Here is a 15,396-nt window from a genome sequence, read left to right as displayed (position 1 = left end):
CGTCCCCCTTGGCAGTGTGAGTTAAACAATAACCCCTCACCTTCACCCCGTCTGACGGATTTCATCCTCTCCCTCAAGGGGAGAGGAATTTTTAGTAAATCTATTCTCATACGACAGACTCCAAAACTTTAATTGTTTTATCGTACATTATTTCCGGCTTAAATCGCTGCAATGTTTCGTGCGCGTTGGCCGCCAACCGGCGGCTTAACTTTGGGCTGCGAATCAATTTTAAAATTGCCTCCCTTAGTTGCGCTTTATTATTGTACTCAAATAATAAGCCGTTTTTTTCATTCTCAATAACTTCCGGATTGCCACCGATATTAGATACGATCACCGGCGTACCAAAACTCATCGCTTCCAAAACAGTATGCGGCAAGCCTTCATAACCGCTGTTAAGCACAAATAACATGGCATGCTGATAATGAGTAGCTACGTGATTTTTTTCTAATTTGCCCGTTAGGCGGACACATTTTTCTAAATGCATGTCTTTTATCTTCTCTTCCAGCACACGTTCCAAAGGGCCTGCGCCAACAATTACCAATTTCATTTGCGGTTCTGTCTCAATGATTTCTGGCATTACTTCAATCAGCGTTTCAAAACCTTTCCACGTCACTAATCGGCCAACGGCTAAAATAATCGGATGGCGCGGAATTCGCTCTGTGTGCGCCATTGCCGGCACAGCGTTGTAAATCACTTCAATCGTGTCATCGCCCACACCCCAATTTTTAACCAAACCTTTTAAGTATTCACTCGGCGTAATAATTTTGTTGGCTTTTTGGCACACGATAGCTTGAATGTATTTCAAAAACCAAATTCTAAACGGCAAACGCCATTCATCGTCAAAAGTATCAGGTAAAGTTTTAGTTACGCCCATATTCGCCGCCTGTTCCCACGCATAATTACCAACCACTTTTACGACAAAAGGCTTATGTAATTTTTTGGCAACTTTATACACGTTCCAGCCGGAACTCACCGGGCCCATGGCGTAAATCATATCGCAATTTTTTGCCAGGCTAGACAACTGCTTACGATATTCAGAATAGCGTTTTCGCCTTGGTAACTCACGGGTGATTCTAGTAATTGAAAACTTTGAAACCTTATCCTCCGATGCTGCTTCGCCGTAACAAATCAACGACACATAGTGCCCGCGGCTTACTAATTCACCGGCTAAGTTTTGGCTATAAGTTGCCGGCCCGCCAATGTCCGGCGGATAAATTTCAGCCGCAATCACTATTTTCATACCACCATCCCTCCTCCCCATTTGAAAGAGAGAAGATTAAGGTGAGGGTTGGTTAAAATATTCCAATTCCCTACCTCACCCTGCCCCTCTCCCGCTAGGAGAGGGAACATTAATTCAACTTTTACTCGTTTTACCATTTTAAATATTTATGAAGCTACTTCCTGAAACACCTTATCCATAGATTGGCTAATTTGATCCCAACCATAGTATTTTTCAATCAACTCTCGCGCACTTTTTACTATTGTTCCGCGCAGAGCTTTGTCATTTAGTAACTCTTCAATTTTTTCGGCAATGCTTTGGGGATTGCTCACTTCACAAAATAAGCCTGTCTTCCTGTCTTCTAAAAAATCAGGAATACCCCCTACTTTTGTCCCTACAACGGGCACGCCAACAGCCATCGCTTCTAAAAAGGCATTACCTAATCCTTCAGACAATGACGGCCGCGCAAAAACATCGGCTTCGCACAAATTATCTACAATTTCATCATGATTTAAATTACCCAAAAACTTAACATGCTCACCTGCCATAGCTTTTAAGCTATTCTCCAATTTCCCGGCCCCGATGATTCTAATTTCATGCGGTATCTGTAAATATTCACTGGACTTAATTAAATCCTCAATTCCATTTTTTTCAACCAGTCTAGAGGTAGTAACAATCACGGCCTTATCTTTATGAGGGACACCTGGGCGGCACATAAATAATTTCAAATCTACTCCATTCGGAATGCGCGTGATATCACCGGCGTAACCGAACTTTTTCGCTCTTTCAATTAAATAATTGCTAATAGCCGTAATGTAATCTGGTTTTTGATAAATCTGAGCATAACGCTTAGCCCAAAACCAGGTCCGCCTTCTAATAAACTCATCGGAGTCTCCGCTTTGCAAAGTCAAAACATATTTAACTTCAGGAAACATTTCTTTAAACTTCAATGCCGCCCATCCAGCCCAAAACGCCATCATTCCCCACGCTACTTTAAAGTTTTTTTTGGCATGCAATGTTTTAGCTTTTTTTACTGCAAGCCAGGGAAACAAATATTTATCCAGCTTGCCTCCCCAACCGACTCGAATCACCTTGATATTGCCCATTTGCTCTTCAGCCGGATTTTTTTTATCTAGGCGAGCCGTAATCATCGTCCAATTGTAATGAGGTAGACGATCAGTAATTTCCTTAATCGCTACTTCTGCTCCACCCACATAGGGATAAAAAGTTAAAGAGAAAATTAAAATGTTACGTCTTGTCACGGGCATTATAGCGTCAAATACCTAAAGCCCGCCGCCTCGCTATCAACCCGAGAGTATAAGCCACCTTTAATATCAAATAAAATAGCATCGTCGGTAGTCAGTGATTTCAATTCTTCCAGGGTGATAGATCTAAACTCTTCATGCGGGCTAAAAACTATAACAGCGTCAAACTTTTCTTGCGGCGGCCATTCTTTAATTTGTTCCCCAAAACCGTCTTGGCCTTCTGCGACTGGATCATAGTAAAAAATTTCACTGCCATTTTTTTGCAATATGGCCGTAATCTCTTTAGCCTTGCTATTGCGAATATCAGGCACGTTCTCTTTAAAAGTAATGCCTAAAATTAAAACCTTCTTTTTATCCTTTAATTTTCCTGCCACATGCTTAGCCATATATTCATTCACGTTTCGCCCAACTAATATCACTTGCGGTTTGTAGCCAACCTGCTTAGCTTTATGCGCTAAATAATATGGATCTACGCCAATGCAATGCCCGCCAACTAATCCGGGCGTGTATTTATGAAAGTTCCACTTTGTCCCGGCCGCCGCAACCACGTCTTTGGTGTCTATTCCCATTTTGTCAAAAATTAACGCTAATTCATTCATTAAAGCAATGTTCAAGTCGCGTTGAATATTTTCAATAACCTTACCCGCTTCTGCCACTTTGATTGACGGTGCCTTGTGCAGGGTGGTTATCGCACCGTATACCTCTGCCACGCGCTCAAGCGCCTCATCGTCATTGCCGGAAACAATCTTTACAATTTTATCAATGGTGTGTGTTTTATCGCCCGGATTGACGCGTTCCGGAGAATACCCGACTTTAAAACCTTCCCCTATTTTTAACTTAGAATGATGTTCTAAAACAGGCACGCATACTTCCTCTGTCGCACCTGGATACACCGTGCTTTCAAAAACGACAACGCTTCCTGGCTGTAAATTTTTTCCCACAGCTTCTGCCGCCGATTCCATCAAGCTTAAATTTGGCCGTTTGCGGTCATCAACCGGGGTCGGAACTGCCACAATAATAAAATTTGCTTTTTGGATAATGGCTGGATCGTCGGAAAACTCAATATTAAAATTTTTAATATTTTCAACTTCATGGGTCCGGTCAAAACCCCTATTTAGTTCTTCAATCTTGCTTTTATCTTTGTCATAACCGTAAACTGTAAAATGTTTTGATAAAAGCGCGGCTAAAGGAATACCGACATAGCCTAAACCAACGACACAAACTTTATGCTCCATATGATTTGTACCATTCAATAAATTTTTCAACTCCCTGCTCAATATTTGTGCTCGGTTGCCATCCTAATAATTTTTTAGCCTTGCTGTTGTCGGCGTAGGTTTCTACCACGTCCCCAGGCTGCAACGGCAAATAATTTTTGGTAGCGGTTTTGCCTAAGCTTTTTTCAATGAGGGAAATAAAATATTCTAAATCAACTGGTTTATGATTGCCTAAATTTATAATCTCATAACCATTGCACCCATCAATTGCGGCAAGCACTCCGGCTGCAATATCGTCCACATAGGTAAAATCTCGCTTGTGCTCTCCGTTGTTGTATACGTCAATTTGTTCATCGGCCAGTATCGCTTTGGTAAATTTATACAGCGCCTGGTCGGGCCGGCCCCAAGTTCCTATGACGTTAAAAAAACGTAAACAATATACGTTCAGGCCGTACAAAGAATGATACGCGTGAGCTTCCAGTTCGTTATACCGTTTAGTGGCGGCGTATAATGATAGTGGCTTATCAACCGCATCGGTTTCGCTAAAGGGCACTTTAGTATTACCGCCATACACCGAAGCCGACGAAGCTAAAATAAACTTCGGCACTTTATGCTCACGGGCTAATTCAAAAAGGTTATGCGTGCCAGCAACATTGGTGCTAATATAAACATCCGGATTTTCTAATGAGTACCGAACACCAGCTTGAGCAGCTAAGTGGCAGACTGCATCAAATTTGTTTTTGGCAAAAAGTTTTGCTAGCGCTGGCTTGTCTTCAATGTTGATTTTGTGTAGGGTGAATTTGTTTTGGTTGCCCAAAGCGGTAATGCGAGCCTCTTTTAAGCCCGTGTCATAGTAATCGTTAAAATTATCTACGCCAATTACCGTGTCGCCGCGCTCTAATAACGCCCTCGTGGCATGGTATCCAATAAAACCGGCACAGCCGGTTACTAAAATCATCATAATTTAGAGTAATTCTTCCTTGCCTGTTAACTAATAATACCGTACTATTATTATAAAAAATGGCTAATTAGTCAACCCCGCTAGAGATGCATAAGTTATTGAAAGTTATCAACACATGGCTTTGACTGTATTAAAAGCTTTAAATCAATTTTTCACATTAATCTCTAACCAGGTCAAGTAATCTACTGAATGAACAAACGCAAAATTCTATTCGTTGTAACCCAATCTGAAATGGGCGGCGCCCAACGCTATGTTTTTGATTTAGCCACAAATTTGCCCAAAGACCAATTTGAGGTTGTTGTCGCCGCCGGGGGCAATGGTTCTCTTTTTAAAAATCTTACCCAAGCCAACATCAAAACTATTAAATTAAACCATTTGATTCGACCAATCAACGCCCTTAAAGAAGTCCAGGCTTTGTTTGAATTGCGCAAAGTGATCAAGCATGAGCAACCACATATTGTCCACCTTAATAGTTCCAAGGCCGGCGTTATTGGCTCAGTCGCGGCTAAATCAATCGACCGTAATATTAAAGTTGTATATACAGCGCATGGCTGGGTATTTAATGAACCGCTTAACAAAGTTAAGAAGAAATTTTACCAAATATCAGAAAGGGCTACAGCCAAATTTAAAGACGTCATTATTTGCGTGTCACAATTTGATTACAATTCCGCGCTTGAGAAAAAAATTGTGACCGAAAATCAAATGGGTGTAGTACGCAATGGTCTTAGCTTTGATAAAAATTTACTTTTAAGCAAACGGGAAGCCAGAAGTAGGCTAGATTTGCCTCAAGATAAAATAATCATCGGTTCAATTGGCTATCTTTACCCCAACAAAGGCTTTGAATTTTTAATTGAATCGTTAAAAAACATTGCTGATGAAATTTTACTGGTAATAATTGGAAATGGAAGGCAGGCAAGCGAATTAAATAAAAAAATTGGTCAGATGAAATTGCGGGATCGGGTTAAAATAATAACTAACCAAAGAACTCCCGTTAAAGTTTTAAAGGCATTTGATATTTATGTTTGCTCATCAATCAAAGAAGGATTCCCCTACTCGGTTTTAGAAGCTATGTCAGCTGGCCTGCCAATTGTGAGTACTAACGTTGGCGGCTTACCTGAAATGCTGGATGAAAATTCTGGAATTTTAGTTGAACCAAAAAATTCGCAAGCCTTAGCCAAATCCATTTCCGCGCTACTTAACGACAAACAAAAAGCATTGGCTCTTGGTGCCAATGCTACAAAGCGAGTGGGTGTAAAATTTACTTTAGAAAAAATGCTTACCGAAACTTTAAGCTATTACTAAATTGTTACAAATTGTTCAAGGCCGCCCGGGTCGCCGGACCAACGTAACCCAGCGCGTCAATGCCGTTGGCCGCTTGAAATTTTTTAACCGCCGTTTCAGTCAAAGGCCCAAAATACCCAGTTGAATCAATGTCAGTTTCCAAAAAACCTTCCGCTTTTAAAACATCCTGTAACTGCCTAACTTCATCACCGGCTGAGCCAACGGTTAAAAGGCTGACAAAATTACCTTCGGCTAAACTACTTTCTGAGCTGGTCCCGGGCTGAGTAGAATTCACTACCGTAGGATTAGAATTTTTATTTTCTTCCGGCAAATCAAAATTTTTGTTGATACTGTCGTAAGCCAAAGCCTCCGCCAAAGGATCAAAATCTGCCGCTGTCGTAATTGGAGCCCCAATCTCATAACCAGTAAAAACAGTTTCCACCACCGGAACGATCAGCGATTCCCAATTTTCGCCATAGAGTGCAACCGCCACCTCTGCGTTAGATACATGCCTTAAAACACTGCCGCCGGCTACTGCGTAAACCTTAGGATCAGCAACTTGCCAAGGCGTATCATTAGTTACAGCCTGTACCAACCGTAAACCTGGCCTAACTTTTACATTACCACCCAAAGGAAAAGCCGTTACGTCATCTTCACTCTGAGTTATTAAACCAGAAAAACTTTCGCCAAACCAGGTTCTATAAATATCATAAGAGGGAAAAATATAGCGCTTCCCGTCGCCGCCTATAAAATAAGTTGATGCGCTTACTGTTGATTTTACTAATGCACCTATGGCAGTTTTTACGGCAGGAACATCATCCAAATTTACTACTACTGCAACCGTTTCGCCCGACTCTCCTAAGTAAGTGATCTTATCACTTACAACTGCGGATTCCCCTCCGCTAACACTGCGAAATTTAACATAAACAGTTTTTTCACCGGCTCCCTCGCTCAGTACCCATGTCTTAGTCTTTTGAAAACTTTCAAAACTAGCGCCAGTAAAATCAGAATTATTTGAGATGATCATTTGACTCGCACTGACAGCATTCAAACTCAACGCTACGGTCCGAACCTGAGTTTCAGTTGCACCATTGTTTATTTCTACAACCGCATTGGTAGGCATGACTACTGATAAGCCGCCGCCTCCCCCTGCGCTACTACCGCTGCCACCGGTCGGCCCAGTGCATTGGATTGGTGTGACAACAACTGTAGCGGTAAAAGTTACTTGCCCAGAACAGTTATTACTTGCACCTATGTCATTACTCAAAGTATATCCATTCGGCGGCACCACGGTGACTGTATCATTGGCAGATAGTGTAAAGGTCACCGATGGGCCAGAAACAGCAAAATCATCAATTCCAGTAGCCGAGCTTACCGTGAGATTAATACCAGCATCAGGTATATTTATAGTAATGTTGCCGCTAATCGTGACTTCAGCTAAAACTGCCGCGGGAAAAGCTAACGCAAATAACAGTACCGCAATAAATAAATTTGTAATCCTCTTGTTTAGGCTAAACATTATTTCATTAGAGATTATTGGTTGAAGCTATTCACAACTGGTTGTGGTCCACGTCAAACCGAGTGCCACCGTCGCGCTACTAGAGGTGGCGTAAGCATAAACCCAATCACCTGCAGTTGTTCTAAGTTTAATGCAGGTTGCCGATTCAGCGATTTCATCTCCCAAAATAATTGTACTGGTAGCGTCAGCAGTTTGACCGGCGCCTAATACAATTTTAGCAGTCGTACTTGATGTTCCGCCGACAAATAAATTGCCATCAATTTCACCGTCATTTTGAACATATAAGTCCCCTCCTGCAACATTAATAATATCAGCTGTTCCGCCCGAGCCTACCCACAATGAAACAGTTGAGGTTGATTGGCTATTAACCACTAAGTCATCAAAGACAAAAAGGTCGCCACTATAATCCAAGCCCGGTGGTGCTGTAAAATCTGAACCAACATACAAATAGTCAGTGGTAGTGGCAGAAGTACTAGTGGCGCGACTAAAAGTGGACAAACCAGTCACATCTAATGTACCGCCGGTGTTAATGTTATCGCCAATTGTAGTTGCCGCGTATAACACGCTACCAACCACCAAAAAAGAAATAAACGCCGCGAGAATGCTAAGCGTCTTGTTGATTCTGTTTGATTTACGAACGTTGAAAAACTCTTTATACCGCATATGATTTTGATGTTAATTTTTTGAAATTTTTTAAACTAGGTATATTATATCATAAAAATAAAGAATGCGCGTGAAGTTATCCACTTCAAATTCAGCTAAAATAAGTGATTTTTTACCTGGCGACTGGACGATTGCTTAAAAAGAAACCATTTTTTCTTCAATTTCAACCTGTGCATAAGTATACAGCCAGCCTCGCCGCCTTGCCTTTGCCGATCACAACGCCTTGAAAAAACCATTTTTAACTTGCTCGATAAACTTTTGAGATTGGGTGACATATGGTTCCAAGTTATAAGCGGCAATGTGTTCGGCTAAACTAATAGCTTCCTCGTCTTCGCCCAAGAAAGCATGCGCGGTAGCTAATTTAACCATATAGTTAACATTGCGCGGCTCAAACTCTAATAAGTCCTGATAAAATTTCTTAATCCACCGATAAGCTGCCAGCTGTTCCGACCACTGGCCGAGCGCCAATAGGTGCCTGGGCTGAGGATAATTATCACCAATTGTTTCGTTACCTTCTAAATCAGCCAAAGCCTGAATTGCCCTGTCGTCATTACCTTCAGCTATATACAAAGCGACTAATCCGACATGTGATTCAACAACTGGCGGATTAAGGGCAATGGCTTCAAGCTGAGCTTTTTCCGCTAATTGAAATTCTGCTGCCGCCAAGTCAAGATCGCCGCTATCTTTAAAATCTAATGCTTTTTTAATGTGAAGCAATCCGAGGTCATAATACAGCGGTATCCTTTTGGGGCTTAATGCAATTGCTTTATTGGCCAAATCAATAGCTTTATCAAGCCGGTATGCGGCAAAGCGCGAACCGGTATCTAAGGCTTCAATGGCAAGTTTATAATTTCTAACCATCACATCGTTTTCGGCTAACTGTTCGTCTGTCAGTTGTTCTAAATCAGCAGCCAGGTTAGCAATTTCTCTATCACTGCTAGAGCCGTTAGCCACCACCGGGTTCATGGTATTGACCATCTGCACCCTAATCTCTTGGCTTGCGTAACTTTGAAGATTTAACGCTTGATTAAAATTATCAATTGTTTCGCGGTAATCGTACGGCGTTACGCTACGCAAAGCCTTAGCCGATAACTTTACCGCTTTAGCCGGCTTAAGATTAACCGCGTTAAACGAGAAAACAAAAACCAAGAAAAAAATAGCCAAAACTCCTAAATGTATTTCTTTGCTAATAGTGTATTCAAATTTGGGTGAATAATAGGCAACCCAACTCAAAATAAAAATCCACGGAATAAAGGTGCTGATAGAGTCAAAGACAAAAAGATTTTGGACAACATAGGCGACCAGCAAAATAAATAAAACAATCTCCGGATGGCCATCTTCGGCTTTATGCTTGCGCCATATAATAAAAAAAGCATAGCCTAAAAGAATGGCATACAAGCCAAAGCCAATCAATCCGCCCGGTATCAGACGATCAAAAACAATGTTATGCGCCCGGTCAAACCATATAACCGAACCTTCATCCTCGATTATCCTAGGGTCAAAATATTTATCAAACGGGACGGTGAAATTTTCATTACCGTATCCTAAAATAGGGCGATCCAAAAACCCCTTCCAGGCACTTCCCCATGTCCACAACCTCGTCTGTGCGGTTCTTGACTTCACAGACAAGCCAGACAACCGGTTTAAAACATTTGATTGCTGGACCAGTGCGCTTGATGAACCAAAAGTCACTACCCATGCCAAAAAAAGAACAATTATGATTGTACCAACAGAAAAGCCAATCTTTATTTTTTTGCTCTGAGAATAAACGATGATGGTCAGCAAGCTTAAAAAACCCGCCGCTAATAAGGCCAACACTGCGCCGCGCGTTCCAGAAAGTAAAATCATCGCCACGGCCCAAAAACTAACAAGTCCGTAATAAATTCTCGCCAAAAGATTTGTCCGTTGAAAAAATAGATACAAAGCAAACCCGAGTACAAAAATTAAATAACCTGCAAAAAAAGCCGCATTGCCGACAGTGGATGAAATTCTATCGCCGGTGGTATTGGCAATCCATTCAACTCCTTGCCATTGTAGCAAGCCAACCGTCATAATTGGGACGGATAAAACTACAAAGACATCCAACAACATCAACCACTCCTTTTTATGCTTTAATGTGCCAGTTACTACTACGAACAGCATTACTAAATGCAGCCAAGTTATCAGGCCCTCGCTTCTTTCAATATCGCCCCAAAAACTCAAGTAAAAATTTGGGCCAAATATTGAAGACGCAAAAGAGGCCAGCACAAAAAGAAAAAATATAATATGCACCCAGCTTAACTTCAATCTATAATTCTTGTCCCGGTACGCCAAAAGTAAATATGCCAAAAAAATAATTTCTGTAACAATTCTAAAAATTAAATTCTTCGGAAAAATGTATGGGAATAAATAGCCACTGCCGACCACAAGCGGCACGGCGCAAATAACCGCGAGCCCGGCGGCAATAATCCACAAATTTACTTTGGTGGCTTTCATAATTTATTGTTGGCAAGCCTTTCCGCCGTCACGAAATATCCCGCCCTGAACGCTTTGGATAAAATTATCGGCATCAGTTTGGTTCTCCGGAAATTGTTCAGCGATACTTTGGGCAAGCTCAATTGCCTTCTCGTCTTCACCAATGCACGCGTACGATAAAGCTAAATCAATGGCGTTCTTTTTATTATTTTCGTCAAGCGCAAAAAGCTCCTGTAAAAACTGATTAGCGTAATTATAATGACCATATTTTACTGCCAGGCTAGCCATTTTACGTAAATAGATGCGGTCATGATAATTGATTCCCTGGCTATCCATCTCTTCCAGCACGGAATCCACTTGTTCCAGTTGCCCCGAAGATAGGTACGCCATCACTTTATTAATGTATGACTCAATCACGGCTGGGTTAAGGTCAATTGTTTGCTGGAAGTAAATAAGTGCTTGTTTATAGTGCTCAGCCGCCGCCTCCGGGTCTCCACCATCTTCGGCTATTTGAGCTAAAAACACCTCTGAATACCCGGCTTCTTGGTATAAATGAACTCTGGCCGGACTCAAAGGGATAGCTTGCTTAAAAATTGATAAGCTTTGGTTGAGATATCCAGGGTTAATCTCTCTGGCAAAATTATAATGGCGCATAGCAAGCAAATAATTCGCAACATTTTGCGGCTCTTCTTGCAATTGTCTGGCGATGTTTTCGTTTACCTTTATAACCGCCTCACCAATCAACCCGCGGTCAGAGTAATTATTTGCAATTAAAGTATCAACATATTGAGCCAACTGGACTCTTAATTCCTGATTGCCGTATGTACCAAGTCTGATAGCTTGCTCTAACTTATCAAACGCTATTTCAGCAAGATGGAAGGTTGTGTTGTCACTGTAGTTTAGTTGGGCTTGGGCTGAAAATGATTGCGCGGCTAAATTACTCGCTTTAGCCGGCTTGATTACAATAAAATTCAAAATTGGCAAAATAAGTATTATGTACGCGGCCAATAGCCCTACGTAAAGTGTTTTACTAGGAAATAATTTTACAAATCGTACGTCATCCTTTTCATACTGCGAAATAAAACCCAAAGTAAAAATAAACAGCACATTTGTGACAACTGAATCAAAAATAAATAAATTTTGGACCAGATGCGCAACAACTAACAGCGCTAAGAGCAAGCCAGCATCTCGATCTCGACTTTCACGCCACACTTTAAACGTTAAAAAGTAAAGCGCATAACCAATGATTGCAAAATATGAGATAAATCCAACTAAACCACCGGTGACCAAACGCTCAAATACTACATTGTGGGCCCGATCAAACCAAACTACTGACCCCTCATCTTGATAAAACAAAGGGTTAAAATATTTATTAAAGACTATATTAAAATTCTCTAAGCCGTTACCTAAAACCGGATGCTCCTTCCAGCCCTTGACTGATATTTCCCAAGCCATCAAACGAGTTTGGACTGTACGTTCCTGAAATGATAATCTAGCAATTCTATGCAAAGGGCCGTAGGCGGTAATCCAATCGCTATCTTTTTGAGTCCTGATAAAAATACTCGTGACTATAAATAAAAGTAAAAGCACACTAAAGCCAATCTTAAACCTACGACTGCGGCCGCGGCTAAAACCGACAAACAGCCCACTTAATATAAAAGTTAAAATCAAAGCGACCATCGCGCCGCGGGTAGCGGTTGCATAAACTAAAAAGACAAAAACTAAAGAAGTTAAAACATAAATAATTTTTAAATAACGATTACCAGTCTGGCTGGCCAAATAAAGTGCGAAAAATATGTTAAATATTAAATAGGCGGCAAAAAATCCTGGATTGCCGATAGCGCCTGACAACCTTTCTCCTTGCGTATTTAAAATAAAACTCAAATTAAAATACTGCCCCATGGCAATGAATGCCGACAAAATCCCCGCGCCAAACAAAAAATTAAGCAGCATCTTCCAGTGCCGCCCTTCTTTAACGGCCGAGGTTAAAATTATTAAAAATACCAGCAAATGTAAATGTAATAATATCCCCTCGCTACGCTCAAAGTCACCCCAAAAACTTAAATAAAAATTTGCTCCTAAAAGTGAAGATATAAAGGTAAATCCTATCCAAATTGCATACAGCCACGTCAGCGGGGTAATTCTTAACCGATACTGCCTGCTGCTATACGCGAGCAAAAGGTAAATAAGAAGCATTAATTCAACGGTAAGGCGGAACAGGGTGGCTTTTGAAAACGTGAATGGAAAATAAAACTTATTAGTAACCACTAGTGGCATCAAAAACAAAATTATAAAAAAACCTAAATTCAACAAACGAAGATAGGTTTTCTCAAGCTGTGAAGTCATCTCTATGTGCTGGTATAGCCGCTACTTTCTAGCGAATCTAAAATATTTTGATTTGGATTATTACTCAAAATTTTATTCAAATACTCTTGAAACTTGTCCTCATTACCCTGCTCATCGTAAAAATCAACTAAATACAAATAATAATTATTATCTTGGGCGACGTCTCTTTGGGCGGCTTCCAGCATCACTTCTTCCACCTTGTCAAATTGATTAAGCTCATAGCGATAAACTCCGGCCAAATCTTGATAGTAACTAAAGTTGTGGGGGTTAATTCTAATGGCCTCGTTATAATACTCAATCGCCTTCACCGGTTCTTTAAATTCATAAAAATAAAGACTGGCCAAATTGCCAAATACAACCGAATTGCGACCATGATTCAAAGCCTCCTGCCAAGCCCCTTCAGCACCGCGGTAATCAGCTAAATTTCTTTTCATCAATCCAATATTCATCCAATAAATAAAATCATCGGCGCCCCCATTACTTCCTAATTGCGAATAATATTCATTAATTTTATCCACCCGTGTTTGGATAACCTCAGGATCGCCCACCACGGATGCCGCGTCAGGAAAATCTGCAACCGTATAAGTGCTGGCTTTTTGAGCGTCAGAAAAAAATAACACGACAGCGACAATAGCAATTGCTACGACGACGCTGGCAATAAAAATTAATGTATTTAGATTTTTAACTTGGTTAAGTTTTGTCATAATTTACTACTTACCTAAGGTATAGTAAACCTGGTTATTATTCCCCTCTTTACCAGTCCAAGCGACGGCATATGTTTCACCTAAATTACTAACGGATAAATCGTGAATGCCGTTACCAGTGGCAATTTTTTCACGAAAACGGCTATAGGTCAAATCATCGGCGTAACTTGAAAAGAATATATCAGTGTCGTCACGGCGCCATACGATATTATTTTTGGCATCAGCCAAAAAAACTTGCGGTTCAAATCCGTCAAATGACTGATCGTAGTCAGTTAGCTCAAAGTCATCAAGATAAGTAACCAAATTTTCGCCTACCCTCTCCAATAAAATTTGCTGACGCTGGCCTCCAGAAATAGTGATAAAATCATACCAGCTGATAACAAACTCGTTGTAATGTCCTGTAATGGAAGGTTGACTGGGGTGTAAGAAATTTCCGTTGTTTATTTGCGTTTCATTATAAGACAAAGTTTTTTCCCCAAAATCATCAAGGGGGATAAAAAATATATTTGATTCTATTTCATTTGCTGACCTCCAAGCGACGCCAAAACTTGATCCGTTCCAAGTCATGTCTGGCTCAATATTATCTTCGCTCCTATCACTAACTTGGTAAACTGCACGAATCGGTTCGGCCGAAGAATTTAAAAGCAAAAAATAAATCTGGCTATATGGCTCATCTGTCTTTAGGGCTGACCACAATAAACCATAATTCTTTCCATTATACTGAACTGATAAACTATTAGGCACAACGTCAAATTGGCCATCAAGTGCCACGGTCGGCCCACTGACAATTGAACCGGCCGCGTCAATTCTAGCTGTCATTATCGTCCCGTGCCCTGCGCCATCGTCGGTTACCCAAGCCAAAACCAAATCATCACTACCTCTATCCATGGTAACCTCATTAATTGTATCAGAACTGGTTGCAATTAAAGTTGGGTTAACAGTTTGAGTGCCAGCAATGTTAAAAGCGGAGTAGTAAATATCATATTGATTGGTTGATGAATTCTGGCCAAGCCAACTCACGCCAAAACTATCATCTAAAGTTATAACCGTTGGCTGCATGGCTTGGCTAAGGCCGCTGGCTAGTTCAAATTGTGGCCAATTATCTGGCGTTACCACTGGACCAGGTTCTGGCTCTGGTTCCAAAGCAGGCTCTGGAGTTTGGTCTGGAGTATAAGTCAATTCAGCTTCAACGCTAGAAGCTACATTAGTAACATTCGTTAGGTCAAAATCAGCCTTGGAATCAATGCGTTCTCCGATTTGATAATTAGTAAAAACAGTCTCAACCACCGGCACGATCATTGTCTCCCAATTGGCGCCATAAAGTTCAACGGCAACGCTAGCGGAACTGATGTGACGCAAAGTTTGACCGTTGGAAACAGCGTAAACTTTAGGGTCGGCAACGACCCATGGAGTATCATTGGTTACTGCCTGAATCAACTTTGTGCCTGGGCGAACCGGTACATTCGCCCCTAACGGATAGCCTAATGCTTCCGCGTCGCTGACCGCTACCACATTTGAAAAATCAGCTTGCCAAGTCAAAAAAATATCCGCTGACGGAAAAGGATGGCGCTTGCCGTCTTGGCCAAGGTAATATATTGCACTGCTGTTTTGACGTTTGATAAATGAACCTAAGTTGGCGGCGGCTGTATTTTTAACTACCGTTAAGAAATTAAAAGCAAAAACTAGTATTAAAAAGTAACTTAATTTTTTCATAAGTTTTAATTTAATTGCCATCAAACTATACCATAACCATCGATTAAATTCAATAGA

At 41.0% G+C, this 15,396-nt stretch carries 11 protein-coding genes; 1 reads left to right on the top strand and 10 read right to left on the bottom strand.

Translation table 11 applies throughout. The features are described from left to right. Positions 1-106: 106 nt before the first annotated feature. The 4 genes from COT81_04610 to COT81_04595 form a co-directional block, all read right to left on the bottom strand. Entirely contained in the window at positions 107-1,261 is a 1,155-nt protein-coding gene (locus COT81_04610; GenBank protein PIS04801.1) for a hypothetical protein, read from the bottom strand. A gap of 125 nt (positions 1,262-1,386) precedes the next feature. Continuing rightward, entirely contained in the window at positions 1,387-2,487 is a 1,101-nt protein-coding gene (locus COT81_04605) for a hypothetical protein (protein PIS04800.1), read from the bottom strand. After that, positions 2,487-3,719: a nucleotide sugar dehydrogenase gene (locus COT81_04600; GenBank protein ID PIS04799.1), complete on the bottom strand. Its 1,233-nt coding sequence runs from the start codon at positions 3,717-3,719 to the stop codon at positions 2,487-2,489. The genes COT81_04605 and COT81_04600 overlap by 1 nt, the downstream gene beginning before the upstream one ends. Continuing rightward, positions 3,709-4,659 (bottom strand): hypothetical protein, encoded by a 951-nt coding sequence (locus COT81_04595; GenBank protein ID PIS04798.1) that lies wholly within the window; start codon positions 4,657-4,659, stop codon positions 3,709-3,711. Before COT81_04595 ends, COT81_04600 begins: the two co-directional genes overlap by 11 nt. A gap of 189 nt (positions 4,660-4,848) precedes the next feature. On the opposite strand from COT81_04595, the gene COT81_04590 reads away from it, so the two are divergent. Further along, positions 4,849-5,961, top strand: coding sequence for a hypothetical protein (locus COT81_04590; GenBank protein PIS04797.1), 1,113 nt, complete (start codon positions 4,849-4,851; stop codon positions 5,959-5,961). A 4-nt stretch (positions 5,962-5,965) separates the two neighbouring features. Here COT81_04590 and COT81_04585 read toward each other — a convergent pair whose 3' ends face one another. The 6 genes from COT81_04585 to COT81_04560 all read right to left on the bottom strand — a co-directional run bounded on the left by COT81_04585 (position 5,966) and on the right by COT81_04560 (position 15,360). Continuing rightward, positions 5,966-7,459 (bottom strand): hypothetical protein, encoded by a 1,494-nt coding sequence (locus COT81_04585; GenBank protein PIS04796.1) that lies wholly within the window; start codon positions 7,457-7,459, stop codon positions 5,966-5,968. Positions 7,460-7,486: 27 nt separating this feature from the next. Beyond that, positions 7,487-8,122, bottom strand: a complete 636-nt coding sequence (locus COT81_04580) for a hypothetical protein (protein PIS04795.1) — start codon at positions 8,120-8,122, stop codon at positions 7,487-7,489. A 213-nt stretch (positions 8,123-8,335) separates the two neighbouring features. Continuing rightward, positions 8,336-10,597, bottom strand: coding sequence for a hypothetical protein (locus tag COT81_04575; protein ID PIS04794.1), 2,262 nt, complete (start codon positions 10,595-10,597; stop codon positions 8,336-8,338). Positions 10,598-10,600: 3 nt separating this feature from the next. Further along, on the bottom strand, positions 10,601-12,922 hold the full coding sequence (locus tag COT81_04570; GenBank protein PIS04793.1) for a hypothetical protein: 2,322 nt from the start codon (positions 12,920-12,922) through the stop codon (positions 10,601-10,603). 2 nt (positions 12,923-12,924) lie between these two features. Beyond that, positions 12,925-13,626, bottom strand: a complete 702-nt coding sequence (locus COT81_04565) for a hypothetical protein (GenBank protein ID PIS04792.1) — start codon at positions 13,624-13,626, stop codon at positions 12,925-12,927. Between the two features lie 6 nt (positions 13,627-13,632). After that, entirely contained in the window at positions 13,633-15,360 is a 1,728-nt protein-coding gene (locus COT81_04560; GenBank protein PIS04791.1) for a hypothetical protein, read from the bottom strand. Between the last annotated feature and the right edge of the window lie 36 nt (positions 15,361-15,396).

Source organism: Candidatus Buchananbacteria bacterium CG10_big_fil_rev_8_21_14_0_10_42_9, assembly GCA_002773845.1.
Lineage (GTDB): Bacteria > Patescibacteriota > Patescibacteriia > Buchananbacterales > 21-14-0-10-42-9 > 21-14-0-10-42-9.
Note: the sequence above shows the minus strand (reverse complement) of the source record. Positions and strands in the feature narration are given on the sequence as shown.

Coding starts and splice junctions, on each gene's coding strand:
- COT81_04610 (PIS04801.1), bottom strand. CDS start 1,261: ATGGGGAGGAGGGATGGTGGTATGAAAATAGTGATTGCGGCTGAAATT.
- COT81_04605 (PIS04800.1), bottom strand. CDS start 2,487: ATGCCCGTGACAAGACGTAACATTTTAATTTTCTCTTTAACTTTTTAT.
- COT81_04600 (PIS04799.1), bottom strand. CDS start 3,719: ATGGAGCATAAAGTTTGTGTCGTTGGTTTAGGCTATGTCGGTATTCCT.
- COT81_04595 (PIS04798.1), bottom strand. CDS start 4,659: ATGATGATTTTAGTAACCGGCTGTGCCGGTTTTATTGGATACCATGCC.
- COT81_04590 (PIS04797.1), top strand. CDS start 4,849: ATGAACAAACGCAAAATTCTATTCGTTGTAACCCAATCTGAAATGGGC.
- COT81_04585 (PIS04796.1), bottom strand. CDS start 7,459: ATGTTTAGCCTAAACAAGAGGATTACAAATTTATTTATTGCGGTACTG.
- COT81_04580 (PIS04795.1), bottom strand. CDS start 8,122: ATGCGGTATAAAGAGTTTTTCAACGTTCGTAAATCAAACAGAATCAAC.
- COT81_04575 (PIS04794.1), bottom strand. CDS start 10,597: ATGAAAGCCACCAAAGTAAATTTGTGGATTATTGCCGCCGGGCTCGCG.
- COT81_04570 (PIS04793.1), bottom strand. CDS start 12,922: ATGACTTCACAGCTTGAGAAAACCTATCTTCGTTTGTTGAATTTAGGT.
- COT81_04565 (PIS04792.1), bottom strand. CDS start 13,626: ATGACAAAACTTAACCAAGTTAAAAATCTAAATACATTAATTTTTATT.
- COT81_04560 (PIS04791.1), bottom strand. CDS start 15,360: ATGGCAATTAAATTAAAACTTATGAAAAAATTAAGTTACTTTTTAATA.